The sequence below is a fragment of the Amycolatopsis sp. DG1A-15b genome (assembly GCF_030285645.1).
GTDB lineage: Bacteria > Actinomycetota > Actinomycetes > Mycobacteriales > Pseudonocardiaceae > Amycolatopsis.
On sequence record NZ_CP127296.1, the window covers coordinates 4,505,198 to 4,530,621 of the forward strand.

The following is a 25,424-nucleotide window of genomic DNA, read 5'->3' on the forward strand; positions in this document are numbered from 1 at the left end:
CCGAGCAGGCAAGATGAACGCCATGGGCGAACGGGACGTGACCGGGGACTCACTCGGCGACGCGGCGGGGTCGGCGGGGTCGGTGGCCTTGGAGAACCGGGACGGCACGGCCGTCCTGCGCGTCGACGGTGCCCTGGACCTCGCGCTCGCACCGAAACTGCGCCAGCTGGCCGAACGCGCGGCGCGGCTGCGGCCGGCGCTGGTCGTCATCGACCTGACCGGCGTCACCTTCCTGGCTTCGGCGGGCATGGCCGAACTCGTCCGGGTGCACCGCGGGCCCACCGCGTCGGCGCCGCTGCGGGTGGTGGCCACCGGCCGGATCACCCTGCGCCCGCTGCAGCTGACCCGGCTGGTCGACGAACTCGCCATCTACCCGTCGCTGTCCGAAGCACTGGCACCCTGATGACGTCCCGGCCGGAATTCGACGCGCTCCTCGACGCCGTGCGCGGGGCCTTCGCCGGCGGCGACGGCGCTCCGGTGGCCACCGCGGTCCGCCCCCTCGGCCCGGCCGAGGTGCGGGCGGTGCTCGGCGACCACATCGCACTGTCGGTGACGGATCGCGCGCTCCTCGCGGACCTGGTGCCGGACAACGAGATCACCCACGCGATCGCCGTCGCGGCCGACGGCGGCGAGCATGGCGCATTGGTCTACACCACTGAGAAGATCGGCGAAGGTCCTCCGGCCGTCGCCGCCGCCATCGAGGCCGCGACCGCCGACCTGGCCGCCACCGTCCGGCGGCTGCGGAGCGAAGCCGCGGTCCTCGACGCGCTGCACTCCACGGGCCGCGAACTGACCGCGCAGCTCGACATCGACCGGATCGTCCAGGACGCGACCGACGCGGCCACGAAAGCGACCGGAGCCGGCTTCGGCGCGTTCTTCTACAACCTGATCGACGAACTCGGCGAGTCGTACACGCTGTACACGATTTCGGGCGTGCCGCGCGAGGCCTTCGCCCGGTTCCCGATGCCGCGCAACACCGAGGTGTTCGGGCCGACTTTCGACGGCATCGGCACCGTGCGCAGCCCCGACATCACGAAAGACCCGCGGTTCGGGAAGAACGCGCCGCACCACGGGATGCCGGAAGGGCACCTGCCCGTGTGCAGCTACCTGGCCGTTTCGGTGATCAGCCCGACCTCCGGCGAGGTGCTGGGCGGGTTCTTCTTCGGCCACCCCGAGCCGGGCCGGTTCACCGCCCGGCACGAATTCCTCGCCGAAGGCATCGCCGCCTACTCGGCCATCGCGCTGGACAACGCCCGGCTCTACGAGCGCGAGCGCACCCTCGCCACGGAACTGTCCCGCAGCATGCTGCCGGTCGCCCCGCCCACCCCGGGCCTCGACGTGCTCACCCGGTACCTGCCCGCGGCCACCGGGAGCAAGGTCGGCGGCGACTGGTTCGACGTGATCCGGCTGCCGTCCGGCGACACCGCGTTCGTCATCGGCGACGTCGTCGGCCACGGCGTCACCGCCGCGACGGTGATGGGCCAGGTCCGGACGGCCATCCGCAGCTACGCCCTGCTGGAGCTGCCCCCGTCGGAGGTGCTGCGCAACGTCTCCGAACTGACCGGCGGGCTGTTCGGCGAAAGCTTCGTGACCTGCTTCTACGCGGTTCACCGGCCGGCCGACGACACCCTGGTCTACGCGAACGCCGGCCACCTGCCCGCGATCCTGGTCCGCCCGGGCGAATCGCCCGAGCAGATCGGCGAGGCCTTGGCGCAGCCGCTGGGCGTCGGCTCGGCCTTCCCGCAGCGCACCGCGGGCTTCCCGGCAGGCGCGGACCTGGTCCTCTACACCGACGGGCTGGTCGAAAGCCGCACTCGGGACCTCACCCTGGGCATCGAATGGCTCCTGGCGGGTATCCCCGGACTGCTGACCGCGACCGACCTGGAAACGGCGTGGGACAAGCTCGTCGACGAACTGACGCGCGGACGGCACGACGACGACATCGCCGTCATCCACGTGCGCCACCGCGGAGAGGACACCCCATGACGGACCCCCTCCCACCAGGCCCCCCGGCCTCGTTCCACCGGCGCGCGGCCGCGATCGCCGAACGGCTGCCCGACCTGCGCCAAGCACTCGCCCGGTGGCTGGCCACGCTGCACCTGAGCCTGGAACGGCGGGAGGACGTCGTCCTCGCCGGTTACGAGGCGATGGCCAACTCGGCCGAGCACGCCTACCCCGCCGGGGAAGCCGGCGCGGTCGACATCCGGGCCGAAGCACAGTTCGGGCGGCTGACCGTGACGGTCACCGACTACGGCACCTGGCGGCCGCCGGCCGCCTCGGACGGGCTGCGGGGCCGCGGCCTGCGGCTCATCGACACCCTCGCCGACCACAGCGCGCAGGTGCACCGCGACGACGGCACCACCGTCACGATGACCTGGCTGACCGGCTGAAACCGGCCCGCCGCGTCCCCGGGCATCCGGCGCGGCGGTCGCCGGTCGAGTAGGCTCGGCCCGGGCCGCGTGAACCTGGAGTGTGATGAGCGTCGGGGAAGAGGCCGGCCACCGCGCCGTGTTTCCCGGGACCAGCCGGATGGCCGCCCGGATGCGGGACTTCGACTGGGCGTCGTCCCCGCTCGGTGCACCGCGGGACTGGCCGGCGAGCCTGACGACCGCCGTGCGGATCTGCCTCACCTCCCGCTTCCCGATGATCGTCTGGTGGGGACCGGAACTGCGGTTCCTCTACAACGACGCGTACCTCCCCCTGCTGGGCAGCAAGCACCCGGCGCTGGACAAGCCGGGCGCCGAGGTCTGGGGCGAGATCTGGCACATCATCGGCCCGATGCTGGACAGCGTGATGACCACCGGCGAGGCGACCTGGTCGGAGGACCTGCTGCTGCCGATGAACCGGCACGGCTATTGGGAAGAGACCTACTGGACGTACTCCTACAGCCCGGTGCACGACGACGAAGGCGTCGTCCGGGCGGTGTTCACCGCGGTCTCGGACACGACCGAGCGCGTGATCGGCGCCCGCCGGCTGGCGACACTGCGGGAACTCAGCGCCCAGGCGGGCCTCGCCCGCAGCGTGGGTGAGGCCTGCGAGCTGGTCGCCGGGGTGCTGGGGCGGGCCGGCGCCGACGTCCCGTACGCCGCGATCCACATCCGCGACGGCGACAGCCGCCTCGCGCTCGCGGCCGTCACCCCCGGCGGCGAAGGCGCGGGTGACGCGGCCGCCTGGCCGCTGGAGGACGCGCTGGCCGACGGGGTCCCGCGGACGGTGTCGGGCGGCGCGTTCGGCGAGCTGCCCGCGGGCGGTTGGTCCACCCCGCCCACCGAGGCGATGGTGCTGCCGCTGCCCGGCGACGCCGGGGACGCGGCCGTCGGCGTGATCGTGCTGGCGGCGAGCGCCGGGCGCGCGCTCGACGAGCCCTACCGGACCTTCCTCGGGCTGGTCGCCCAGCAGACGACGGCGCTGGTCAACGGCGCGATCGCCTACCAGGTCCAGCAGCAGCGCGCCGAGGAACTGGCCGCGCTGGACGCGGCGAAGACCACGTTCTTCGCCAACATCAGCCACGAGTTCCGGACGCCGCTCACCCTCATCCTGGGCCCCGTGGCCGAGCTGCGGGTCGCGCTGGACGGCGCCGACGAGCGGGTGCGGGAGGAGCTCGACGTCATCCAGCGCAACGCGTTGCGGCTGGGGCGGCTGGTGAACAACCTGCTCGACTTCTCCCGGATCGAAGCCGGCCGGATGCAGGCGCGCTTCGAGCCGGTCGACCTTCCGGCGATCACCGCGGAGCTGGCGAGCGTCTTCCGCGCCGCGGTCGAACGCGCCGGGCTGGCGTTCGAGGTCGACTGCGGTCCGTCGAGCGAGCCGGTGTACGTCGATCGCGGGATGTGGGAGAAGGTCGTCTTCAACCTGCTGTCCAACGCGGTGAAGTTCACCTTCGACGGCACAATCCGGGTCGCCTGTACCCAGGGCGGCGGGCACGCCGTGATCGCGGTGTCCGACACCGGGATCGGGATCGACGCCGCCGAGCTGCCGCGCCTGTTCGAGCGGTTCCACCGGATCCCGTCGGCGCGGGCTCGGTCGAACGAGGGCAGCGGCATCGGCCTGGCGCTGGTGCGCGAGCTCGTCGGCATGCACGGCGGCAGCGTCGCCGTGGAAAGCACGCCGGGCGCCGGGACGACGTTCCGGGTCCGGGTCCCGCTGGGCAGCAGGCACCTGCCCGCCGAGCACGTCGTCGAGGAAGCCACGACCGGACAGCTCACCGCGGAATCCGCGGAACCGTACGTGCAGGAGGCCCTGCGCTGGTTGCCGGACGGCGACCGGTCCACCCCGCCCGCGCCCGCCGCGGCAGCAGGCGCCCGCGTGCTGGTCGCCGACGACAACGCCGACATGCGCGACTACCTCGTCCGGCTGTTGCGCGACGACTACGCGGTGACCGAGGTGCGCGACGGCGTCGAGGCGTTCGCCGCCGCGTGCGCCGAGCCGCCCGAGCTGATCATCAGCGACGTCATGATGCCGCGGCTGGACGGCCTCGGCCTGCTCGCCGAGCTGCGCGCCGACCCGCGCACCGCCGCCGTGCCCGTGCTGCTGCTGTCGGCGCGGGCCGGCCAGGAAGCCGCCGTCGACGGGCTGGCCGCCGGGGCCGACGACTACCTCGTGAAGCCGTTCTCCGCGCGGGAGCTGCTAGCCCGCGTCCGCACGACCATCCAGCTGGCGAGGCTGCGCACGCACCACGCCCGGTGGCGCGCGGCGATGATCGACTCGCTGCAGGAGGGCTTCTTCGTCGCCGACGCCGAGGGCCGGGTCGTCGAGATCAACACCGCGTTCACCGAACTGCTGGGCTTCGGCACCGGCGGGCTGCCCTACGCTCCGCCGTTCCCGTGGTGGCCGGACCGGGACACCGACCCCGCCGCCCACGAGCAGGTCTCCGGCGCCCTCCGTCGCGCGCGCGACGAGCCGGCCGGCAGCTTCGTGCTGCCGTTGCGGCACCGGGCCGGGCACCGGGTGTGGGCCGCGGTCGCCTACAACGAGCTGCACGACGACGAGGGCCGCCGCCGGCTGGTCGGCACGATCCGCGACGTGACGGCCGAGCGTTACGCCGTGCAGCGCGAAAGCGCGCTCGCCTCGATGAACCAGCGCCTGGCCGGGATCAGCGGGGTCCCGGAGGTGCTCCGCACCGGGCTCGAGCTGCTGCGCGAGCTGTGGGGCGCCCAGCGCGTCCTCGCGGTGACCTGGCCACGGGACGGCGAGCCGGAACTCGCGTCCACCGACCCCGCCGACCGGCGCTGGGCGGATCTCGCCGCGCCGCTGCGCGAGACCCTCGGCCACGTCCGCTCGCTCCCGGCGTTGCACGCGACCCCGGCCGAGCGCGGCGCGGGCACCACCGTCGACCACCCCGGCGGCCGCCTGACCCTCTGGGTCGAACCCGCGCCGGGCCGCCCGCTCGGCACCGAAGACCGGACGCTGCTGGCGCTGCTGGCCGGCACCCTCGCGCACGCCCTGCGCCGCGCCCACCGCGACGACCGGCAGCGAGAGGTCGCCCTCGCGCTGCAGCGCTCGATCCTCGGCCCGGCCCGGCTCCCCGACGGCTTCGCGGTGCGCTACGAGCCGGCGAACCCGCCCCTGGAGGTCGGCGGCGACTGGTACGACGTCGTCCCGCTGGCCGGCGACCGGATCGGCATCGTCGTCGGCGACTGCGTCGGCCGGGGACTCGCCGCGGCCGCGGTGATGGGCCAGCTCCGCAGCGCGTGCCGCGCGCTGCTGCTGGAAGCCAGCAGCCCGGCGCACACGCTCAGCGCGCTCGACCGCTTCGCCGTACGGCTGCCGGGCGCGCTGTGCACCACCGTCTTCTGCGGGGTGCTCGACCCGGCCAACGGCACCTTCACCTACAGCAGCGCCGGGCACCCGCCCGCCACCCTCGTCCACCGCGACGGCACGGCGGAGTTCCTCGACGAGGGCGGCAGCCTGCCGCTGGCCGTCCGCGCCACGGCGCCGCGTCCGGAAGCCACCGCGATCGTGCCGATCGGCTCGCTGCTGATGCTCTACACCGACGGGCTGGTCGAGCGCCGCCGCGAGTCGCTCGACGACGGCATGGGCCGGGCCACCACGGTCGCCCACGACACGCGGGACGCGGAGCTCGGCGAGCTGGCGGCCGCCCTGATGGACCGGCTCCGCCCGGCCGAGGGCTACGAGGACGACGTCGCGCTGCTGCTCTACCGCCGGTCGGTCCCCGCGCTGGACTTCGAGTTCGCCGCGCACCCGGACCACCTCGCCTCGACCCGGCAGTGGCTGCGCGCCTGGCTGGAGAACGCGGCCCTCGAGCCGGACCTCGCCCAGGACGTGCTCGTCGCGGCGGGCGAGGCCTGTGCCAACGCCGTCGAGCACGCCTACCGCGACGGCACCGCGGCGACCGCGCGCCTGACGGCCCGGCTCACCGGACCGCACCTGGTCGTCACGGTGACCGACCGGGGCAACTGGCGACCGCCGCCGCCGGACAACCACGTGCTGCGCGGGCGCGGCGTGCCGATGATGGAAGCGTTGGCCGACGCGGTCGGCTTCCGGCGCGACGCCACCGGGACCACCGTCACGCTGGAATGGAGGATCGGTTCGTGACGACGGCACTCACGCTGGTCAGCGCCCCGGGCGAAGACGGGGAACGGGTCCTGACCGTCACGGGTGAGATCGACATGAGCAACGCCGCGGACTTCGGCTCGGCGCTGGATCGAGAGCTGTCGGCGGGGCCCACCGTCACCGTCGACCTCACCGGGGTGGCCTACCTCGACAGCGCCGGTGTCGCGGTGCTGTTCGACCGGGCCACCGAACACGACCTGCGGCTGGTCGCCCCGCGGCTGCTCGACCGGGTGCTGCGGGTGTCGGGGCTCACCCAAGTCGTGAAGGTCATGATCCGCTGAACGGTTGACCGCGGGCACACGGGGTAAGCGGAACGCAGCGACGGCTGCCGGGTGGGTTGTGCTGCCGACCGTCGCCAGGTGGCCCCGGCGCCCAACCCACGACGTTCAGCAGTGAGCGCCGGGCCGGAGCCACCGCCCCCTTCGATGTTGCGGAAGACGCACCGAACGCGGGTAAGGTTCTGCCGTTCCGTTGAAGCAGCAGCGGTTCCGCACGCGCCGCAGCCGTCGAGGACGGAGATGACCGAGTGACTGGTGAGCCGATCCCGTCCGCGCACCTCGACGAGCTGACCGCCGCCATGGCGGACCTCACCGATGCGCTGGAGACCGAACCCGCCGAGGCGGAAATCCTCGACGCCGTCTGCGCCGAAGCCGTCCGGGCCATCCCGGGCGCCGACATGGCCAGCATCACCGCGATCCGGGACGGCGAGCCGGCGACCGCGGCTTTCACCGACGAACGCGCCGTCGAGATCGACCGCGCCCAGTACGCGGCGGGCGCGGGGCCGTGCCTGCAGGCGGCGGAGACCGGCGAGGTCGTCCGGGTGCCGCTGGTCACCGCCGGGCAGGAGTGGCCGGAGTTCACCACGCACGCCCGCGGGCTCGGTGTCGGCAGCTACCTCGCCGCGCCCCTGCGCGTCGACGAACGCCTTTCCGGGGCCCTGAACCTCTTCGGCTACGGCGACCACGGATTCGCGGAGACCGACTCGCGGCTGCTGCAGCTCTACACCACGGTCGTCTCGTTCGGGCTGCGCACCACCCGGCGCTACCGCCAGGCCCGGCAGCGCACCACCGACCTCGAGACGGCCATGCGGTCCCGGGCGGTGATCGAGCAGGCCAAGGGCATCCTGATGGCCGTGCACCGGATCAGCGCCGACGACGCCATGAAGCGGCTGGTGGTGGAATCGCAGCGCACCAACGTGAAGCTCCGGGACGTCGCGACCCGGTTCGTCGAAGACCTGTCGTCGACGGCCTCGCCCTGAGGCCGGTCAGGCGCTGCGGCGGGCCGGGAACGGCCACGTGAGCGTGATGACCGTGCCGTTGTCGGTCGAGCGGAGGTCGAGCCCGTCCACCAGTGCCTGGATCAGGCGCAGCCCGCGGCCACCGTCCGCCCGCTCGGCCACCGACTCCCAGCGGCCCTGGTCGGCGACGGTGACGATCAGCACGTCCTGGTCGATCCGGGCGCGGACGTCGATCAGCCCCGGCCGCCCGTGGTAAGCGTGGCCGAGCACGTTGGCCATCGCTTCCCAGCAGGCCAGCACGACGTCGTCGGCCTGCCGCCCGACCTCGTCGCCGGCGCGCCGGCGCAACCACGAGACCAGGTGCCGGCGCAGGCTCGGCAACGTCCGTGGCGAAATCGTGCCGCGGTACCGCCATCCGTCCGATCCCAGCTCTTCCACGTTCACCTCCTCGGGGGATTTCAGGTTTGCTACCCACCGGTTCGGATTCTCAATCACCGGTAAAGCCGCCCTGGCGCCGTTCGGACCTGGTGCGCGCCGGGGCGGCCGTGGTCGGATGGGCGGATGATTCGGTCGACGTCGTCCGTGGTGCTGTGCGCGGTGCTGGCCGCGACCCTCGTGCCCGCTGTATCCGACACAGCCGACGCGGCCACCGCGGCGCCCGGACCGGGTGCCGTCTCGCACTTCGGCCTGGCCCGCAAGGACTGCCTGGGCACCGCGCGGAACACGACGAGCAAGGCGTGGTTCACCGTGGCGGGCGGCGTCCTCTCCGACGTCTACGCGCCGGTGATCGACAACACGAACGTCGAAACGCTGCAGTTCGCCGTCACCGACGGGCGCAGCTTCACCGACCTGCAGGCGCGCGACATGACCTACACGGTCCGCACGAGCGCGGGCGGGATGGCCTGCGAGGTGACGTCGACCCCGCGCAGCGGGCGGTACCGGCTGGTCACCGAATACCTGGCCGACCCGGCCCGGACCGGCGTGCTCATCCGCACCCGGCTGGAGCCGCTGCGCGACTCCGGGCGGGATCTCAAGGTCTACGTGCGGTTCGACGCGAGCGTCAACGGCAACGGCGGGGGCGGCCCGGCCAACGGCGGCGGCGACACCGCCACGGTCGACGCGGCGACGTCCGCGCTGGTCAGCGCCGACACGAACACCGTGTCCAGCGCCCCGGCCCGCGACTACGGCACCCCACTGGCCGCCGCGCTGCGCGCCGACCGCCGGTTCCTGGCCACCTCCAGCGGCTTCGCCGGTACCGCGGGCGACGGCCTGGCGCAGCTCGACCGCGACCACCGGCTCACCGGCACCACGCCGTCGGCGGTGAACGGCAACGTCGTGCAGACCGCGCAGCTGGACCTCCAGCCGCGCCGCCCGGCGGTGCTGGCGCTCGGCTTCGGCGCCGACGCGCGCGCCGCCGTCTCCACGGCCGGGGCGAGCCTGCGCACGCCGTTCGACCAGAGCTACCGCCAGTACGCGCGCGAATGGCGTGACTACGACAACGGGCTGATCCCGGTGCGGGGCCAGCACCCCGATGCGTACTACCAGTCCGTCAACGTGCTCAAGGCCAGCGAGGACAAGACGTTCCCCGGCGCGGTCGTCGCGTCATTGGGCAGCCCGTGGGGCCAAGCGGTGTCCGCGGGCGACGCGCCCGGCGGCAAGCCGGTCTACTTCGGCTCCTACCGCGAGATCTTCGCCCGCGACCTCTACGAAAGCTTCTCCGGCCTGCTCGCCGCCGGCGACCGCGAGACGGCGCGGGCGAGCGTCCGGTGGCTGTTCGCGCGCCAGCAGCAGCCGGACGGCCGGTTCCCGCGCAACTCCCTGCTCAACGGCAAGAAGGCGCCCGACTCCGGCGGTGACCAGCTCGACGAGAGCGCGTACCCGATCCTGATGGCCTTGCAGGCCGGGCTCGACCGCGACCGCACGCTCTACACCGAGCACATCCGCGGCGCCGCCGACTTCGTCGTCGCACACGGGCCCGCGTTCGGCTCGGAACGCTGGGAAGAGCAGGGCGGCTACTCCCCCTCGACGATCGCCGCCGAGATCGCCGGTCTGGTCGCCGCGGGCGTGATCGCCGACCGCAACGGCGACCCGGCCCGCGCGAACGTCTACCGCGCCACCGCCGACCACTTCCAGCGCAGCATCAAGGGCTGGACGGTGACTTCGAACGGGCCCTACGGCGGCCGGTACTTCCTGCGGCTGACGAAGAACGGCGATCCGGACTCGGAGTGGAACTACAACCTCGGCAACGGCTCGGTCGACGCCGACCAGCGCGCGGTCGTCGACGCCGGGTTCCTCGAGCTGACGCGCCTCGGCGTGCTGCCCGCGAACGACCCGGACGTCGCCGCGTCGCTCGGCGTGGTCGACCGCGTGATCAAGCGGGATACCCCGGCCGGGCCGGGCTGGTACCGCTACGGGACGTCGGCGGCGGGCAGCGAGGACGGTTACGGCGACTGCTACGAGCCGGACCCGACGAACTGCGGGCCGACCGGCGCTCCCTGGCCGTCGACGAACACCGGGTCCGGGCACCTGTGGCCGGTGCTCGCCGGCGAACGCGGCGAGCAGGCCGTGCAGACCGGCGACCGGGTGGGGGCCGCCGCGCTGCTGCGCGCGATGCGGGCCCAGACCGGCGGGACCGGCCTGATCCCCGAGCAGATCTGGGAAAACCCGGCGCTGCCCGCGGCGCCGTACGGCACGGACCCGAAGACGGCGTCGATCGGCTTCACCCCGGGACAGTCCGTCGGCTCGGTGGCGCCGCTGAGCTGGGCGCAGTCGCAGTCGGTCCGGCTGGCCAGGGCCCTCGACGACGGACGGCTGCCCGAGCAGCCCGCCGAGGTTCGCTCGCGGTACGTCTCCGCCCCGCCTGCTTTGACTGTCACGCTGGACGCACCCGCGTCGGTGTCCACCGCAACCGCCCGGGTTACCGGCACCGCGCCCGCCGGCAGCCGCGTCGACCTCGCCGTCTCGGCCACCGACGCGGGCACGACGACGGTGCTGTCGACCCGGGCTTCGGCGGCGGGGACGTTCGGCGCGACGGTGCCGACGCCGCTCGGCGCGAACGTCGTCACGGCGGCCGCCACCGGCGCCGGGACCGGGTACGCGCAGAAGACGATCAGCTCGGACTTCGTCACCGGCACGGTCCTGCTCGACGCGACCGACCCGGACGGCGACGACACCGGCCCGGGCACCTACACCTACCCCACCGCGGGCGACTTCCACGCGGGCGCGTTCGACCTGCAGCGGTTCCAGGTCATCGACTCGGGCACGAACCTGGTCTTCCGCGCCCAGGTTCGCGACCTGTCGCCGACGTTCGGCTCACCGCTGGGCGCCCAGCTGCTCACGGTCTACGCGCACGACCCGGCCGCGACGGCGACGTCGACCGCGGCGCCGTTCCCGAGCCGGGCGTACACGATCGCGCCGCAGGACGCGTGGAGCCGGCGCATCGAGGTCCAGGGCTTCGCCGAGCCGTCGCTCGTCGACGCTTCGGGCGCTTCGCCGGCCACGCCGTCCGTGCAGGCTTCGCAGGCGACGCGGTACATCACGGTCAGCGTGGCGAAAGCGGCCTTCGGGACGCCGGGGCCGGGCTGGACGTTCGCTGTGGTGCTCACCGGGCAGGACGGCAACTCCCCCGACCAGGCCCGGCCGTTCACGCCGACGGCGGGCCAGTACACGTTCGGCCTCTGCGCGGCCGGCGGGACGGCGCCGATCTGCACCGCGGATCCGGCGACCGCCCCGAAGGCGCTCGACGTGCTGACGCCGTCCGGGGTGGACCAGAAGGCCGAGCTGGACCCGGCTTCCGGTCCGGTTTCGGTGCGCGGGGTGCCCGTGGGCTGACAAGCTGGTCGCCATGATCGACGAATTCGCGAAGAACTACCTGCACGGCGACCTGCGCGAGATCCGCGAAGAGATGGTCGGCAAACTCGACGGGCTCGGCGAGTACGACATCCGCCGTCCCCTCACCGCCAGCGGCACCAACCTGCTCGGTTTCGTCAAGCACCTGACACTGACCGAAGCGAGGTACTTCGGCGACATCTTCGGGCGGCCGTTCCCCGAGCCGATGCCCCGATGGGACGACCCCGAGGCGCGCGGCACGGACATGTGGGCCACCGAGCACGAGTCGCGCACGGAGATCGTCGACCGCTACCGGCGGGTGTGGGCCCACTCCGACGCGACGATCACCGAGCTCGCCATCGACGCGCCGGGGCACGTGCCCTGGTGGCCGCGCCCGGACGTGCTGCTGTTCAACGTCCTGGTCCACGTGCTCACCGAGACCAACCGCCACGCCGGGCACGCCGACATCCTGCGTGAGCAGCTCGACGGCTCGCTCGCCACCGACGGCCACCGCGACGCGGAGTTCTGGGCGGCCCGCCACGCGGAGGTCGAGCGGGCCGCCAGGGCCGCCGAGGGTCCACAGTAGACGTCGGCGCGGTCCGGGCCCGGCCCCGATCGGGTGTCCGGGGGCACCATCCAGGAGACAACCAGGCACACTCCCGGCTAACACCGGATGGCCATCCGGTGTGCGCTAACCTGCCGCTCATGGGATCCGGCCGCGTGGGCCGGCGCGTCGAGGAGTCGATTTCGTGCAACCGAACCTGGGGCCAGGCGAAGACTTCCAGCTCCTGCTCGAACGGCAGGTCCGGGAGATGCAGTCGAAGGCCGCGGCGCTGAACGAGGCACTTTCCACCGCCGGGGCGACGGTCCGCACCCGCGACGGCTCGGTCACCGTGACGCTCGCCCCGAACGGCGCGCTCACGAACCTCGAGCTCGGGCACCGGGCGTGCGAGCTGGGCCCGGCGCGGCTGACCGCGACGATCATGGGCGCGGTGCGCGACGCGCAGCGCCAGACCGCCCGCGCCGTCGCGGATTCCTTCGCCACCATCAACGGCGACAGTGAGTCGACCGAAATGGTCCGGTCCTTCCTGCCGCCGGACCCGCCGCCGGACGGCGACTTCGCCGCGCCGGAGAACGCCGAGACCACCCCGCCGCCTCCGCCCGCTCCGCCGTCGCCGCCGTCCGCGCCGCGGCGGCGCCCCTCGGCCGACGACCGTCCCGACGACGAATCGAACCCCTGGTGACCGGGGGTGGCTTCCGCGTCTCGTCGGAGCCGCTGACGGAGTTCGGCAGGCACCTCGACGAGCTGCAGAAGAACCTCCAGGGCACCGCGGACCTCGTCGGCGGCATGGTCTGCGACCCCGGCATGTTCGGCATCAACCCGGCGTGCCAGCTGATGGCCGCCGGCGCGAGCACCTGGACCGACAAGGCGCACCACCAGTTCGGGGAGTACGCCAAGACCGTCGGCGAGCTCGCCGACAAAGTCACCGAGGCCGCGAAGCGCTACCAGTCGGGCGAAGAAGACGCCGTGAACTCGATCGTGAGGTTCGGATAGTGGGCGACGACTACCAGAGCAAGGACGTCAGCCTCCACGGTTCCGAACTGTTCGACGACGACAACCGTTCGGCGGGCGCGGGCTTCTTCGAGGCGGCGACCGGTCTGGACAAGGCCGTCAAGGAGAACGACCAGGTCGCGATCGGCATCGGCGCGGCGGGCATGGCGCTGGAGACGATCGGCCTGGTCCTGGACCCGATCGGCAGCCTGCTGACGGCCGGGATCGGCTGGCTCATCGAGCACATCACGATCCTGCGGTGGCCACTGGACATCCTGATGGGCGACCCGATCGGCATCGCGGCGGCCAGCGAGGCGCTCACGGCGGAGAAGAAGAAGCTGGAGCAGTGGTCGGCCGACCACCAGCGGGCGCTCGACACGCTGATGAAGGACTGGAGCGGGCAGGCCGCGGACCAGTTCAAGAAGGACATGGACGCGGTCACCGAGCAGCTGGGTTCCCTCGGCGGCTACCTCGACCAGGCCGGCAAGAACATGAAGATCGCCGGCGGCATCGTCGGGGCGTTCCGCGGCATCCTCCGCGACCTGATCGCGATGCTCCTGGCGACGATCATCAAGGGCGCCCTGATCGCGGCGGCCCTGGCCCCGGTGACGTTCGGGGCGTCGATCGCGATCTTCATCGGCACGACGATCGGCACGGTGGCGACGGCACTGGGCAAGATCGGCGCGAAGCTGGCCCAGCTGGCCAAGAAGCTGGGCGACCTGCTGCAGGCGCTGACGAAGATGGGCAAGGCGGGCGACGACCTGGCGGCGGCCAAGCCCCCGGCGAGCAGCCTCACGCCGACGCCCACCCCGAAGCCGGACGCCACACCGGCACCGAAGCCGGAACCCAAACCGGACCCCAAGCCTTCGTCGGCGACTCCGGAGCCGAAGCCCGAGCCCAAGCCGGACACCACACCGGACCCCAAGCCCGAGCCGAAACCCGACACCACACCTTCGTCGGCAACTCCCGAGCCCAAGCCCGAACCCAAGCCGGACACCACACCGGAACCCAAACCCGAGCCCAAGCCGGACACCACACCGGAACCCAAGCCCGAGCCGAAACCGGAACCCGCGCCCTCGTCCTCCTCGACGACCCCGGAACCCAAGCCCGAGCCCAAACCGGACACCACGCCCGAGCCCAAGCCCGAACCCGCGCCTTCTTCGGCTGCCCCGGAACCCAAGCCGCACAAGCCGTTCACCGACCAGATGACCGATGTCATCAAGACCAAACTGTCCCAAATGGACGGTGTGACGCCCGAGATCATGCAGAAGTTCGACAAGATCAGCAACTTCTCCGTGCACGAGCTCGGCAAGCTCTTCGGCAAGGAGGGCGCCGAAAAGTTCGAGTCGGCCATCAAGGTGATGACCGACCCGTGGTTCGGCAAGTCGGGCCTGGCCGGCAAGACCGTGGTCGACATGATCAAGGGGGTGCCCGCCAGCGTCGGCAACGTCACCGGCGGGGACGAGGACTCCTAACCCAGCGGCTCGAGCCCGGTCAGCGCCACGCTTTCCGTCCACAGCCGGGCGGCGGCCGCGTCGTCGGTCAGGTTGGCCCACCGCTGTTCGAGCCGCGGCCGGCCGCGCAGGCCGAACACGCGCGGGCCCCACAGCCCGCCGCCCTCGACGTCCGGGCCGAGCACCGCGCGGACCGCGGGCCGCGCCCCGGCGTCCTTGCCGTGCAACACCACGCGCGCCGGGAGGCCGCGCAGGAACGCACCGGTCGTGCGCGTGTGCACCGGCGGCCGTGACGGTGTCAGCGCATCGAGCGCGCCGCCGGGGTGGGCGAGCACACTGAGCCGCGAGGAGCCCGCCGCCCGCAGCCGGCGGTCGAGTTCGAGCGCGAACAGCATCTGGGCCAGCTTGGACCGCTCGTACGCGCGCTTCGGGTGGTAGTCACGCTCGCTCTGGAGGTCGGCGAAGTCGAGGTGAGCCGACTTCGCCGCGAAGCTGCCCGTGGTGACGATCCGGGCGGCCGGCGCCAGCACCGGCCACAGCCGGGCGATCAGGGCGAAGTGGCCGAGGTGGTTGGTGCCGAACATCAGCTCGTGCCCGTCCGCGGTTTCCCGCCGTGGCGGGGCATCGAGGGCCACGCCGGCGTTGCACAGGACGGCGTCCAGCACACCCACGTCCGGTTCGAGCGAGCCGAGGTCGGCCAGGTCCAGCCGGACGTGCTCCACCTTCGCCTGTGGGACCCGCGAGCGGATCGACTCGGTCGCGGCCCGCGCCTTGACCGCGTCGCGGCTGCCGATCACCACTTCCGCGCCCGCCGAAGCCAGCTGCTCGGCGGCGAAGTAGCCGATCCCCGCATTGCCCCCGGTCACCAATACCCGCAACGCGGCCCCTCCCCGTGCCAAGCTGTCCTTCGTGGACAACGCTACCGACGAACCGGCCCGGCCCGGCTACCGGCGCTCGGCCGGGTCGCCCCGTGGCGAGGCCCGGCGCCGGGAACTGCTGGCCAAGATCACCGACGACGTCGCCGAGAACGGGCTCGTCGACTTCTCGCTGCGGCGGGCCGCCCGGGCGGCGGCAACGACGCACAAGGTGCTGCTCTACCACTTCGAAGGCGCCGAAGACCTGCTGCGGCAGGTGGTCTTCGCGTTGCGCGAACGGCGGATCGGCAACGCGCTGACGGCCGTCGCCGCCGAGTCGCCGACGCTCACCGGTCGTGTCCGCGCCGCCTGGGCCAGCCTCCGCGACGAGGAGACGCAGCTGCGGCGCGTCCTCGACCAGGCGATGGGCCTGGCGATGTACGACCCGGGCCGGTACGCCGCGCTCGGCCGGGGCGCGTCCCAGCAGTACCTGCCGACGCTGGTGTCGTTCTGCCCGGCGCACTGGCCGGAGCGGCGCAAGCTCGAGGTCGCCGAGATGATCCTCGCGACGCTGCGGGGTTTCCTCGTCGACCTGCTGACCAGCCCGGACGGGGACGGCGCGGAAGCCGGCGTCGCGGCGTTGCTGCGGGCGGTCGAACGGGAGGAAGCGGCGCCCTGATCCTCGACAGTTTGCGAACCACGTGGTTCACTTCTGCCCAGGGGACATCACTGGGAGGCTGACATGCAGGTCGAGCTGTCCGCGGGCACCGTCGAGTACACCGACACGGGCGGGGCGGGCCCGGCCGTGGTCTTCGTCCACGGTCTGCTGATGGACGGCTCGCTGTGGGACGCCCCGCTGGCCGGCCTCGACGACATCCGGTGCGTCGTCCCGACGCTGCCCCTGGGCGCCCACCGGCATCCGATGCGCGACGACGCCGACCTGTCGCTGCCCGGCCTCGCGCGGCTGCTCGCGGAGTTCCTGGAGCGTCTCGACCTGCGGGACGTCACCCTGGTCGGCGTCGACACCGGCGGCGCGCTGGTGCAGCTGCTCATGGCGGACGACGCGCCCCGGGTCGGCCGCGTCGTGCTCGCGTCCTGCGACGCGTTCGACAACTTCCCGCCCGGCCTCACCGGCAAAACCCTGTTCCTGACCGGAAAACTCCCGCCGCGCCTGTTCGGGGCGTTCATGCAGCAGATGCGGCTGCGCGCGGTGCGCCGGCTCCCGATCGCCTTCGGGTGGCTGACGAAACGCGGCGACGCCGTCACGGCCCGCTGGATCCGGCCGCTGCTGAGCCAGCCCGGCATCCGCCGCGACACGGTCCGCGTCCTGCGGTCGGCGGCCGCCGCGCCGGGCATCCTGCTGGAGGTGGCCGAGCGGCTGCCGGGCTTCGACCGGCCGGCGCTGGTCGTCTGGGCAACCGAGGACCGCGTGATGCCCCTCGAGCACGGCCGGCGGCTGGCCGCCCTGCTCCCCCAGGGAAAGCTCGTCGAAGTGGCCGACAGCTACACGCTGCTGCCGCTCGACCAGCCGGCGGAGTTCGCGCGGCTGGTCCGGGGGTTCACAGCCGGCTGAGGCCGTGCAGGATGCGCTTCATCAGGTCCATGCTCGGCCGGTTGCCGTTGCCCCGCTTCGCCGTGTGCACGGCGACGAGGCCGCGGTCGGCGAGGTCGGAGAGCAGCACCCGCGCGACCCCGAGCGGCAGCCGCCGCCGCGCGGCCACCTCGGCCACCGACTGCGAAGTGCGGCACAGCACGCAAATTTCCGACTCTTCGGGCGTGCTGCCCCGCGTCATGGCCCGCCCCCGCGCGGTGGTCGAGACGAGCGTCTCGACGGGGAGGTCCCGCGTCGGGCGCGTCCGGCCATGGGTGCGGAAGTACGGACGGACGAGCCCCGCCGCTCCTCCGTCTTCGAGCGCGGTCCCCCAGTGCACAGCCAGCTCCTCACGGCGATTAATCCTTGTAGGCGATTATTCGACACCGTGATCGACTCCACCGCAATCGACCGAACAGGCTAACGGACGGTAAACTGCACGTCAGGGCGACACCGTTGAACGACACCACTCCGCCGGGCGAAGGTCATCCAGCGGGGTTATCAGAGTTCTGACAACACGGCCGGCTTCCGCGCCTTCCGGGCGCGGGCCAGCAGGCGCGTCATCCGCCGCCGCCACCACCGGGCGGCGGCGAACTCCTGTCGGACCTCGGCCATGCGTGCGCGGAGGTAGGTGTCGGTGATCATCTCGGCTCCCCTGGTCGTCCGTGCCGCCACGGTGCGCCGGGGCCATTGGGAAAACCTTGCCCGGACCTTGCCCGCGGGACGCCGATCCGCTACGCCTGAGGCAGGGAGGGACCGGTCGTGGTGGAACTGCGGGTGCTGGGCGCCGTCGAGGTCGTGGCCGGTGGCGCCCGGCTCGACATCGGGCACGCGCGGCAGCGTGACGTGCTGGCGGTGCTGCTCCTCGACGCCGGCCGGGCGGTCCCGGTCGACCGGCTCGTCGACCGGGTCTGGGGCGAACGGCCACCGCGGCAGCCGAGGAACTCGCTGTACGCGTACGTCTCGCGGCTGCGTGCGCTGCTGAGCGCGTTGGACGGCGTGACGATCGAGCGCGAGCGTGACGGCTACCGCCTCGTCGCCGATCCGCTGGTGGTGGACGTCCACCGGTTCGAAAGCCTCCTCCGGCGGGCGAGGACGACGGCGGACGACCACGCCGCGCTCGCGCTGTACGACGAGGCCTTGGCGCTTTGGCGGGGAACGCCGCTCAGCGAGCTGGACTCGCCGTGGGTGCACGGTGTCCGCGGCGAGCTGGAGCGCAAGCGCGAAGCGGCCCTGCTCGACCGCGACGACCTCCGGCTGCGCACCGGCGCCCACGCCGCCGTGCTCGCCCAGCCCGTCCCGGACGGCGTCAGCGGCGAACGGGCGGCGGCGCAGCGGATCGAAGCGCTGTTCCTCGACGGCCGTCCGGCCGACGCGCTGCGCGAGTACGAACAGGTCCGGGCCCGCCTGGCGGACGAGCTCGGCGCCGACCCGGGACCGCGGCTGCGCGGCCTGCACGAACGCATCCTGACCGGCGGCGGCACCGGTCCGGAACCGCGGCAGCTCCCGGCCGCGGCACCCGCGTTCTCCGGGCGCACCGCCGAACTGGCGGCCCTCGACCGGATGCTGGCCCGTGACGGCGCCGTCGCGGTGATCTCCGGCGCGGGCGGTCTCGGGAAGACGTGGCTGGCCGTGCGGTGGGCGACCGACCACGCGAGCCGGTTCCCCGGCGGCCAGTTGTACGCCGACCTGCGCGGCTTCGACCCGGTCCGCGAACCGGTGCCCGCCGAGCGCGCCGTCCGTGGCTTCCTCGGCGCGCTGGGCGTCGCGCCGGCGTCGATCCCGCCGGAGCCGGACGGGCAGGCGGCGCTGTACCGCAGCCTCACGGCCCGCCGGCGGCTGCTCGTGGTGCTCGACAACGCGCGGGACACCCGGCACGTGACGCCGTTGCTGCCCGGCGGGACGTCCTGTTCGGTCCTCGTCACCAGCCGGCACGAGCTCGGCGGCCTGCTCACCACGCACGGCGCGAGCGCGCTGCCACTGCGCACGCTCGACGAAGAGCAGGCGCGGGAGCTGCTCGCGCACAAGCTGGGCGCGGCCCGGCTGGCCGAAGAACCCGAGGCGGCGCAGGAGATCCTCGGCCTGTGCGGCGGACTGGCCCTGGCGCTGGCGATCGTCGCCGCGCGCGTCGCGGCCCAGCCGCAGCGGCGGCTCGCCGCGCTGGCCGCCGAGCTGCGCGAAAGCCGGCTGGACGCCCTGGACACCGGGGAGCTGGCCGCGAGCCTGCGGGCGGTGTTCGACGCCTCCTACCGGTCTCTCCCGCCGGCCGCGGCCGCCGCGTTCCGCCTCCTCGGCCTGGTCCCCGCCGAGGACATCGGCCGCGCGGCCGCGACGGCCCTGCTCGGGGACGCCCGGGCCGTGCGGGTGCTGTGCGCGGCCAACCTCCTGGAGGAGCACCAGCCGGGCCGCTTCCGGATGCACGACCTGGTCAAGCTCTACGCCGCCGAGCTGGTGGCGGCCGACGACCCCGCCGTCCGGCTCACGGCGTCGACCCGGCTGTTCGACCACTACCTGAGCTGGGCGTCGGCGGCGATGGACCGGTTCTCGCCGCACGAGCCGTACTTGCGCCCGCCCATGGCCGGGCCACGCCCTTCTTTCGCGTCCGGCGAGGCCGCGCGGGCGTGGCTGGACGCCGAGCGGGCGACGATGCTGGCGTTGGCGGCGAGTGCCCCGGAGGCGCTGGCGGGGCACGTGGTCCGCCTGTCGGCGACGCTCTGGCGGTATCTCTACATCGCAGCGCACCACTACGAAGCACTCGCCCTGCACACGACCGCGCTGGCGCTGACGCGTCCCGGCACGCGCGAACGGGGATTCGCCGACCACGCCGTCGGCATGACCTTGAGCTTCCTCGGCCGCTTCGACGCGGCCGCCGAGCACCTCGAGCAGGCTCTCTCCCTGGCGTTGCAGCAAGGGAACGACCTGCTGGAAAGCATGACCCGCAACAGCATCGCCACGATCGAAGACATCCGCGGCCACCGCCCGGAGGCCCGCGAGCAGCTCGACCTGGCCCTCGCGGCGGCGCGCCGGACGGGGCACGCGCTGCTGGAGGGAATAGCGCTGTGCAACATCGGAGAACACCACCGCTGGTGCGGCAACCACGTGAAGGCGGTGGAGTACCTGCGGCAAAGCGGCCGCATCGCCGAGAACCTCGGCTCAGCAGGTTTGGGCGCTCCGGTGCTGGCGGCGCTGGGCAGCGCGTATGCGGGTTTGGGCCGGCCGAAGCAAGCCGACGACCACTTCCGCCGCGCGTTGGAGTTCGCCCGGACGGGCGGCAACACGAACCTGGAGGTCTCAGCCCTCAACGACCTGGCGGCGACGAAGACGGGGGACGAGGCGATTTCGTTGTACGAGAAGGCGTTGGCGCTGACCCGCCGGACCGGACACCTGCGTGAACGCGCCATCGCCCAGCACGGCTTGGGGGTGGCCCACCGGGCTGCCGGGAACCATCTTGAGGCGACTTCCCACCTGCAAGCGGCGTTGGTCGCGTATGCGGAGTTGAGGGCGCCGGAGGCCGAGGAGGTCCGCGGCCTGCTCGGCGAGTCCGGGGGATGACTCGCCGCGGCATGGGCCCGGTCAGAGGCGGATCGGTTTCTTGTTCATGAACTATCCAGGCGGTCAACGGGCCTGGAGGCGTTCGTGGTCCTACTACCTCTGACCTGCTCTTTTGCGTCTGTTGGGTCCGGTCGCGTCCGGGCCCGTCTGGACGTCTGACGGCCTGTAGACGGCCTGGCTCCTCGCCGCCCTTGTGCCCCGTCTGGTCTGGTGGCAGCCCTGCCCCGTCTTCCTCGTCCCCGCCGCTGTTAGCGCCGGAGGGCCGGTGTCAAGGGTGGGCGCTTGCGTCCATCGCGGAGCGACGCCGTAGGCGCCCTTGATGGCGGCCGGCCGGTGTTAAACGATCGCCGACGAGGGAGCGGTCACCCGATCGTGCCCCTGTTCGGCGTAACACTGATCGACTCGCCGACGTCTCTGGGCGTATGGGGACGAGTGGATCAACCAGCTCGCGGCGGCGCGCGTACGCAGCCGGCCTTCCGGCGGTCCGCCCGGCGACCGGCGGCCGGAGCGGAGCGGCAGGCCGTCCGTGTCGCATGAGGGCGAGCCCGCCGCACGGGTGGTGACGTGCGCGCCGCCGTCGGCGGCGCGCCTTGATCCCATAGAGCTAGATTCGGCAGTAGGCGGCATCGGTAATCGACGAACACAGACAGCGGAATGGAGATGCGCCGGTGAGCACAGGCTTAAAGGACTCGATGCCTTGGTCAGGGGTAGACGGACCGTCGCTGGCAAGGGCTGCTGCCGCCCTTCAGCTGATCCCAAGAAACATCGCCTGCATACTTCGTCTTCAGCGACTAGCCGCGATTGGCGCCTCTCTACCGATCCGAGAAACCGCGCACAGATTGTCGCCAACTAGACTTAAGAGTATCATAAAAGATCCGCTCATTAGCGCCTCCAATATCATTTCACAAGAGGATCCTTACGACGACATATATTCCGTCGAGATGCCATTCTTTGGCGGACCAAAGATGGTATTACAAGGTCTCAGCACGCGCTCAGCGCACTCGTTGTCATTGTTTCTATGCGCACTACGGGATCATGAAGAAGAATTTCCAGAAGACTACTTCATGGATTCCATCGTTGCCGCCACCGCCGTGTTGACCATAAGTGACGCTATCTGCTCGAAAGCGGGCATCAAGCGCGGCACGCCTCCACCCGAATTATCCGCGCGCGCCCCAGTTTATGTCCCCAGTGCAGCAGGTCTTGAACCACTTCTTCACGCAGTATCATTCAGCAATGAAGAACTATCTAGCACGCTACAAAACAGCGATCTCATCGCTTCGCTCCAGAGGTTTTCCGTACGCGCCGGATTCCATGATCTAAATCTAGGAATCGACACAGATAACACGTTTGTGATCACGCCAATTGTGGAAACAGACGATGAATTGATCATCGCAAACCCTGGAGAACTTGCCGCATCTCTGCGTCATCACCTAATCAAGTCAGCAATAGAGCACGGCTGCCTTGAGGTTCTCCGAGACGCTTTTCACTCTGAGGTTGTGGCCCAAGTTGACAGTTTATTCAAACTCATGGGCACAACTCGCATTGCGACAGATGAGCAGGAAGAAGGATTTATTCGTCGCAGATATAAACTCCTGGAGGATAAGTATGTAGACGTCGCAATCGTTATCGACGACCTAGGCGAATACGACGTCGCAGACCCGTTCGGCAGATGGCGCACTGACGATTTAAGTGTCAGAGTTCAGGACAGTATAGACCCCGCAAGGAATCCTACCGAAGATGACCATAAGACACTTCGGATAGTTATTCTCGAAGGCATCGGCCGACATGTGTTCTTTGGATATGAGAAACCTAGGCTTCCAGGCCCATTTACGACACTATCACTAGATGAGCTGCAAGTTATGGCAGAACTTGACGGCTCAGATCCGCTTTTCCTGTGGAAGTTTGCTCAGGCAGATTCCGATCTTCATGACAGAACTACAGTTCAATCATTCAGTACACTTGACAACTATGCGATATACCGCGATGCAAACCACAGTTACTACGTTGGCGATGATCGACCCCCTACGTTCTTCTCAATCGTAAACGGAAGCGGCACTGCTCTCCGAGTCGAAGCTCAAAAGCGCATCGACTCACATGAAGTTCTTGGCCCCGACGGCCAGCGGTACATTGAGGTCATTTCACTATGGGGAACCGATGTAGCTCCTATCTACTTCGTACATCCGCGACACAGGCGGCGAGGCCTTTTTCTAGAGTTGGCGAATTCGGAAGTCTGGATCGCAGGAAACAACCACTACAGTGGGGTCGTCGAAGATTTCTTTGAAAGCCTCATAACCGCCCTATCGTTTTGGTTATGGCAGATGTTCGAATCCAAATCGGTAGCGTTCATTGACTCGGTCGGCGAAAATCGGCAGATTTTCATAATGATCGAGATAGATGATCCAGAAAAGCTGGGGCAAGTCCTTGCAGGCGAGAGCGATGGAACTAGCGAGGATAGATCCTGGATTCGAGTTGTCGATACTCAAGAAGGAAAAGTAAAGCTCGAAATACTATCGGATCTGTTCCGCGTCGATAGCTCTGACACCAACAGTGAGAAGTTCCTCGTTAAAGCCTTACTAGACGGGCTCAAGTTACACGTCGTAGATGGTGATCCAACTGACTTTGTCAATAGACTGTGTTCGCCGCCCCAGAAGAAGATGATGCGACTGTCCCCCTTAACGATGTCAGGCGGTACCCCTCAGAGTCTTTCCCTCCGCGGCTTGTCCAAGAATACGATACCTCGGTCGCCATGGATGAACTAGCACACTGGTTATCCGAGCAGCAATATGACATTGGCCCTATTGCCTCTGAGAAACGCGTGGAGACCCTTGGCAAGGTCGTTGAATTCTATTTTGGCAAAGTTGTCGCATTGACCGCAGAGCTATCAGGGCGAGAAGCGCTGCAGAAGCTCCTCTCATTCCACGAGAGCCTGATCAACCAGTCCGCCGCGGTTACGGCCGATCTTCCCTATCAGATCGCGTGCTTCGGTGAATCAAGCATCAAATCCGAAGAGCTGGCTAAAAGGCGAAACAAGCTTACAGAATCGACAATTGCCATACGATTCCTCATCGAGTACGTTGCCGCAACCCAGCCAAAGGGAAATCTCGATCTGACCCTATCCAGGTTTGACCAATTGATGGCCATATCCGCCGAACTGATCGCACGAGCATCACTATCAGACGCCATTTACCATGGTTTCGCCGAAAACGACCTTTCTATCTTACCCTCAGGCCGGCTAGGCGTGTCACGCGGAGACAAATTCGAGGCCGGAACGACCGCGCTAAGCAAGGCTATGGCCGAAGCCGCGAGAAGGATAGCCATCTCACCGCCCGGCACCGTGGGCACTCGTACACCTTCTACGGACTCCTTGGACGCGATCGACACAGCCATGCGTGCCGAGTTCGGATTCACACATTCGGATATCTCTGATGTTTTCGATGAACTCATCAACATCAGCATTGATGCAGGAGTTGGCACCGCCACATCCCTCCCCATGGAGGAAGTGATCGAACTAATGAATGAAAGGCTCGATTGGAATAGAAGCAAGTCCATTCATTTCTTCGGTCAGCTTGGCCTGAAGGCGCGCAAGAAATTTCTATCGGTTGGGTCAGATGCATGGCCTTGGCGCTACAATCGGGAATGGTCGTACCTCAGGAGACCATTTATTCTATTCAATCGAGACGATGGTAGCCACGACCTCTACTGGGGCGCCAGACACCTGATCGACTCGGCGGAATACTGGACTGGTTTGATCCGGACCGGGCGCGTGCGCGCGAAAAGCAAAGAGATGAAGATCTTGATGGGATCGATTCGCCAAGGTCAAAATCAGCAGTTTGAGACGGAGGTATCAGTGGCATTCGAGAATTCTGGTTGCGCACCGGTACGCAGAGGCGTCACCAAGGTCGGCTCTAAGCGCATAACGTCAAAATCGGGTGAGGACCTGGGTGACATCGATGTCCTAGCATTCGACAAGAAGAAGCGAATTATTTTTGCAGTTGAAGCAAAGGATTTCGAGATCGCCCGCAATGCGACGGAGCTAGCAAATGAAGCCGACGATCTCGTTCGTGGTGAGAAAAGTGCCCTCAAGAAGCATCAGCGCCGGTCAGCCTGGCTGCAGGAGCACGTATCCCTAGTGCTTTCAACCTTTGGCGTCGCAGGAACAGGCTGGAAGATCGTGCCTCTGATAGTTACGAGCCGCGACCTAATAACACCGCGCGTGCTGGAAACTCCAGTTCCGATCGTCAATTTTGACTCATTGGAGGCCTGGATTCGCAACTTCAAGCCCGAGCGGAGGAAGGTCAAACGATAGCTAACACCTCATGTGAAGTAGACGTGGTCCGCACTTAATCCGTGGTCGATCCTCTTTCGAATGGATGGATGCACGGATAGAGTGTCCACTTTTTTGTGTTCTATCCAGAGAACTTCATTGCTTTCGACGCTCGTCCGGAGTGCACCACCTATAGCCCGGGCGCGGAAGCAGATAGAGAACTCTTGTCGAACCTCGCCGTCGTCGTAAGCTATGACGTGACTAGGATCGGAATATAGGCCGATCACACCCGTAATCTCGCAGTCGACGCCAGTCTCCTCGCAAACCTCGCGTACGGCAGCTTGAGCCAAGGTTTCGCCGAGTTCTAACTGGCCGCCAGGGATCGAGTACAGGTCGTTGTCCGTGCGCCTGATCATCAAGATCCGGCCATCATCGTCTTGGATGAACGCTGAGACGGCCACCGCAATGCTATTTGCCTTGGGCGCGTTCGGGTCGTTGTAGTAGTCGACTCGGGTCATG

The 25,424-nt window shown here is 69.6% G+C and carries 21 protein-coding genes; 16 read left to right on the forward strand and 5 right to left on the reverse strand.

The annotated features are described in order from the left end of the window. The first annotated feature begins 22 nt into the window (after positions 1 to 22). The 6 genes from QRY02_RS20425 to QRY02_RS20450 all read left to right on the forward strand — a co-directional run bounded on the left by QRY02_RS20425 (position 23) and on the right by QRY02_RS20450 (position 7,831). Positions 23 to 403 (forward strand): STAS domain-containing protein, encoded by a 381-nt coding sequence (locus QRY02_RS20425; RefSeq protein ID WP_285993125.1) that lies wholly within the window; start codon positions 23 to 25, stop codon positions 401 to 403. Continuing rightward, entirely contained in the window at positions 403 to 1,986 is a 1,584-nt protein-coding gene (locus QRY02_RS20430; RefSeq protein ID WP_285993126.1) for a PP2C family protein-serine/threonine phosphatase, read from the forward strand. The genes QRY02_RS20425 and QRY02_RS20430 overlap by 1 nt, the downstream gene beginning before the upstream one ends. Then, a complete protein-coding gene (locus QRY02_RS20435) occupies positions 1,983 to 2,390 on the forward strand; it encodes an ATP-binding protein (RefSeq protein ID WP_285993127.1) in 408 nt (135 codons plus the stop codon). The genes QRY02_RS20430 and QRY02_RS20435 overlap by 4 nt, the downstream gene beginning before the upstream one ends. An 85-nt stretch (positions 2,391 to 2,475) precedes the next feature. After that, positions 2,476 to 6,555 (forward strand): SpoIIE family protein phosphatase, encoded by a 4,080-nt coding sequence (locus tag QRY02_RS20440; RefSeq protein ID WP_285993128.1) that lies wholly within the window; start codon positions 2,476 to 2,478, stop codon positions 6,553 to 6,555. After that, on the forward strand, positions 6,552 to 6,854 hold the full coding sequence (locus tag QRY02_RS20445; protein ID WP_285993129.1) for an STAS domain-containing protein: 303 nt from the start codon (positions 6,552 to 6,554) through the stop codon (positions 6,852 to 6,854). Before QRY02_RS20440 ends, QRY02_RS20445 begins: the two co-directional genes overlap by 4 nt. Before the next feature lie 245 nt (positions 6,855 to 7,099). Then, entirely contained in the window at positions 7,100 to 7,831 is a 732-nt protein-coding gene (locus QRY02_RS20450; protein ID WP_285993130.1) for an ANTAR domain-containing response regulator, read from the forward strand. A 6-nt stretch (positions 7,832 to 7,837) separates the two neighbouring features. On the opposite strand, the gene QRY02_RS20455 is transcribed toward QRY02_RS20450, so the two are convergent. Then, positions 7,838 to 8,248, reverse strand: a complete 411-nt coding sequence (locus QRY02_RS20455; protein WP_285993131.1) for an ATP-binding protein — start codon at positions 8,246 to 8,248, stop codon at positions 7,838 to 7,840. Between the two features lie 123 nt (positions 8,249 to 8,371). Here QRY02_RS20455 and QRY02_RS20460 point away from each other — a divergent pair, with 123 nt between their 5' ends. The 5 genes from QRY02_RS20460 (at position 8,372) to QRY02_RS20480 (ending at position 14,665) form a co-directional block, all read left to right on the forward strand. Further along, entirely contained in the window at positions 8,372 to 11,641 is a 3,270-nt protein-coding gene (locus QRY02_RS20460; protein ID WP_285993132.1) for a glucodextranase DOMON-like domain-containing protein, read from the forward strand. Positions 11,642 to 11,654: 13 nt separating this feature from the next. Beyond that, on the forward strand, positions 11,655 to 12,224 hold the full coding sequence (locus tag QRY02_RS20465; protein ID WP_285993133.1) for a DinB family protein: 570 nt from the start codon (positions 11,655 to 11,657) through the stop codon (positions 12,222 to 12,224). Positions 12,225 to 12,387: 163 nt separating this feature from the next. Further along, positions 12,388 to 12,882: a YbaB/EbfC family nucleoid-associated protein gene (locus QRY02_RS20470; protein ID WP_285993134.1), complete on the forward strand. Its 495-nt coding sequence runs from the start codon at positions 12,388 to 12,390 to the stop codon at positions 12,880 to 12,882. Then, positions 12,879 to 13,193, forward strand: coding sequence for a hypothetical protein (locus QRY02_RS20475; protein ID WP_285993135.1), 315 nt, complete (start codon positions 12,879 to 12,881; stop codon positions 13,191 to 13,193). The genes QRY02_RS20470 and QRY02_RS20475 overlap by 4 nt, the downstream gene beginning before the upstream one ends. Then, a complete protein-coding gene (locus QRY02_RS20480) occupies positions 13,193 to 14,665 on the forward strand; it encodes a hypothetical protein (RefSeq protein WP_285993136.1) in 1,473 nt (490 codons plus the stop codon). The genes QRY02_RS20475 and QRY02_RS20480 overlap by 1 nt, the downstream gene beginning before the upstream one ends. On the opposite strand, the gene QRY02_RS20485 is transcribed toward QRY02_RS20480, so the two are convergent. Beyond that, positions 14,662 to 15,522, reverse strand: a complete 861-nt coding sequence (locus tag QRY02_RS20485) for an SDR family NAD(P)-dependent oxidoreductase (RefSeq protein ID WP_285993876.1) — start codon at positions 15,520 to 15,522, stop codon at positions 14,662 to 14,664. The genes QRY02_RS20480 and QRY02_RS20485 overlap by 4 nt on opposite strands. A 31-nt stretch (positions 15,523 to 15,553) precedes the next feature. Between QRY02_RS20485 and QRY02_RS20490 the strand changes: the two genes are divergently transcribed. Beyond that, positions 15,554 to 16,177, forward strand: coding sequence for a TetR/AcrR family transcriptional regulator (locus tag QRY02_RS20490; protein ID WP_285993137.1), 624 nt, complete (start codon positions 15,554 to 15,556; stop codon positions 16,175 to 16,177). A gap of 63 nt (positions 16,178 to 16,240) precedes the next feature. Further along, positions 16,241 to 17,071 (forward strand): alpha/beta fold hydrolase, encoded by an 831-nt coding sequence (locus QRY02_RS20495; RefSeq protein ID WP_285993138.1) that lies wholly within the window; start codon positions 16,241 to 16,243, stop codon positions 17,069 to 17,071. On the opposite strand, the gene QRY02_RS20500 is transcribed toward QRY02_RS20495, so the two are convergent. Beyond that, complete coding sequence (locus QRY02_RS20500; protein WP_285993139.1) at positions 17,058 to 17,429, reverse strand: DUF742 domain-containing protein; 372 nt, start codon at positions 17,427 to 17,429, stop codon at positions 17,058 to 17,060. The two genes, QRY02_RS20495 and QRY02_RS20500, sit on opposite strands and share 14 nt — an antisense overlap. Before the next feature lie 161 nt (positions 17,430 to 17,590). Next, complete coding sequence (locus QRY02_RS20505; RefSeq protein ID WP_285993140.1) at positions 17,591 to 17,734, reverse strand: hypothetical protein; 144 nt, start codon at positions 17,732 to 17,734, stop codon at positions 17,591 to 17,593. Positions 17,735 to 17,851: 117 nt separating this feature from the next. Here QRY02_RS20505 and QRY02_RS20510 point away from each other — a divergent pair, with 117 nt between their 5' ends. From QRY02_RS20510 to QRY02_RS20520, 3 genes are all read left to right on the forward strand, one after another. Continuing rightward, complete coding sequence (locus QRY02_RS20510; RefSeq protein WP_285993141.1) at positions 17,852 to 20,641, forward strand: AfsR/SARP family transcriptional regulator; 2,790 nt, start codon at positions 17,852 to 17,854, stop codon at positions 20,639 to 20,641. Positions 20,642 to 21,705: 1,064 nt separating this feature from the next. Then, entirely contained in the window at positions 21,706 to 23,400 is a 1,695-nt protein-coding gene (locus QRY02_RS20515) for a hypothetical protein (RefSeq protein ID WP_285993142.1), read from the forward strand. After that, complete coding sequence (locus QRY02_RS20520; protein WP_285993143.1) at positions 23,388 to 24,947, forward strand: anti-phage protein Upx-like protein; 1,560 nt, start codon at positions 23,388 to 23,390, stop codon at positions 24,945 to 24,947. The genes QRY02_RS20515 and QRY02_RS20520 overlap by 13 nt, the downstream gene beginning before the upstream one ends. 8 nt (positions 24,948 to 24,955) lie before the next feature. Here the strand turns inward: QRY02_RS20520 and QRY02_RS20525 are convergent, their stop codons facing one another. Further along, positions 24,956 to 25,423 (reverse strand): NUDIX hydrolase, encoded by a 468-nt coding sequence (locus tag QRY02_RS20525; RefSeq protein WP_285993144.1) that lies wholly within the window; start codon positions 25,421 to 25,423, stop codon positions 24,956 to 24,958. Between the last annotated feature and the right edge of the window lies 1 nt (position 25,424).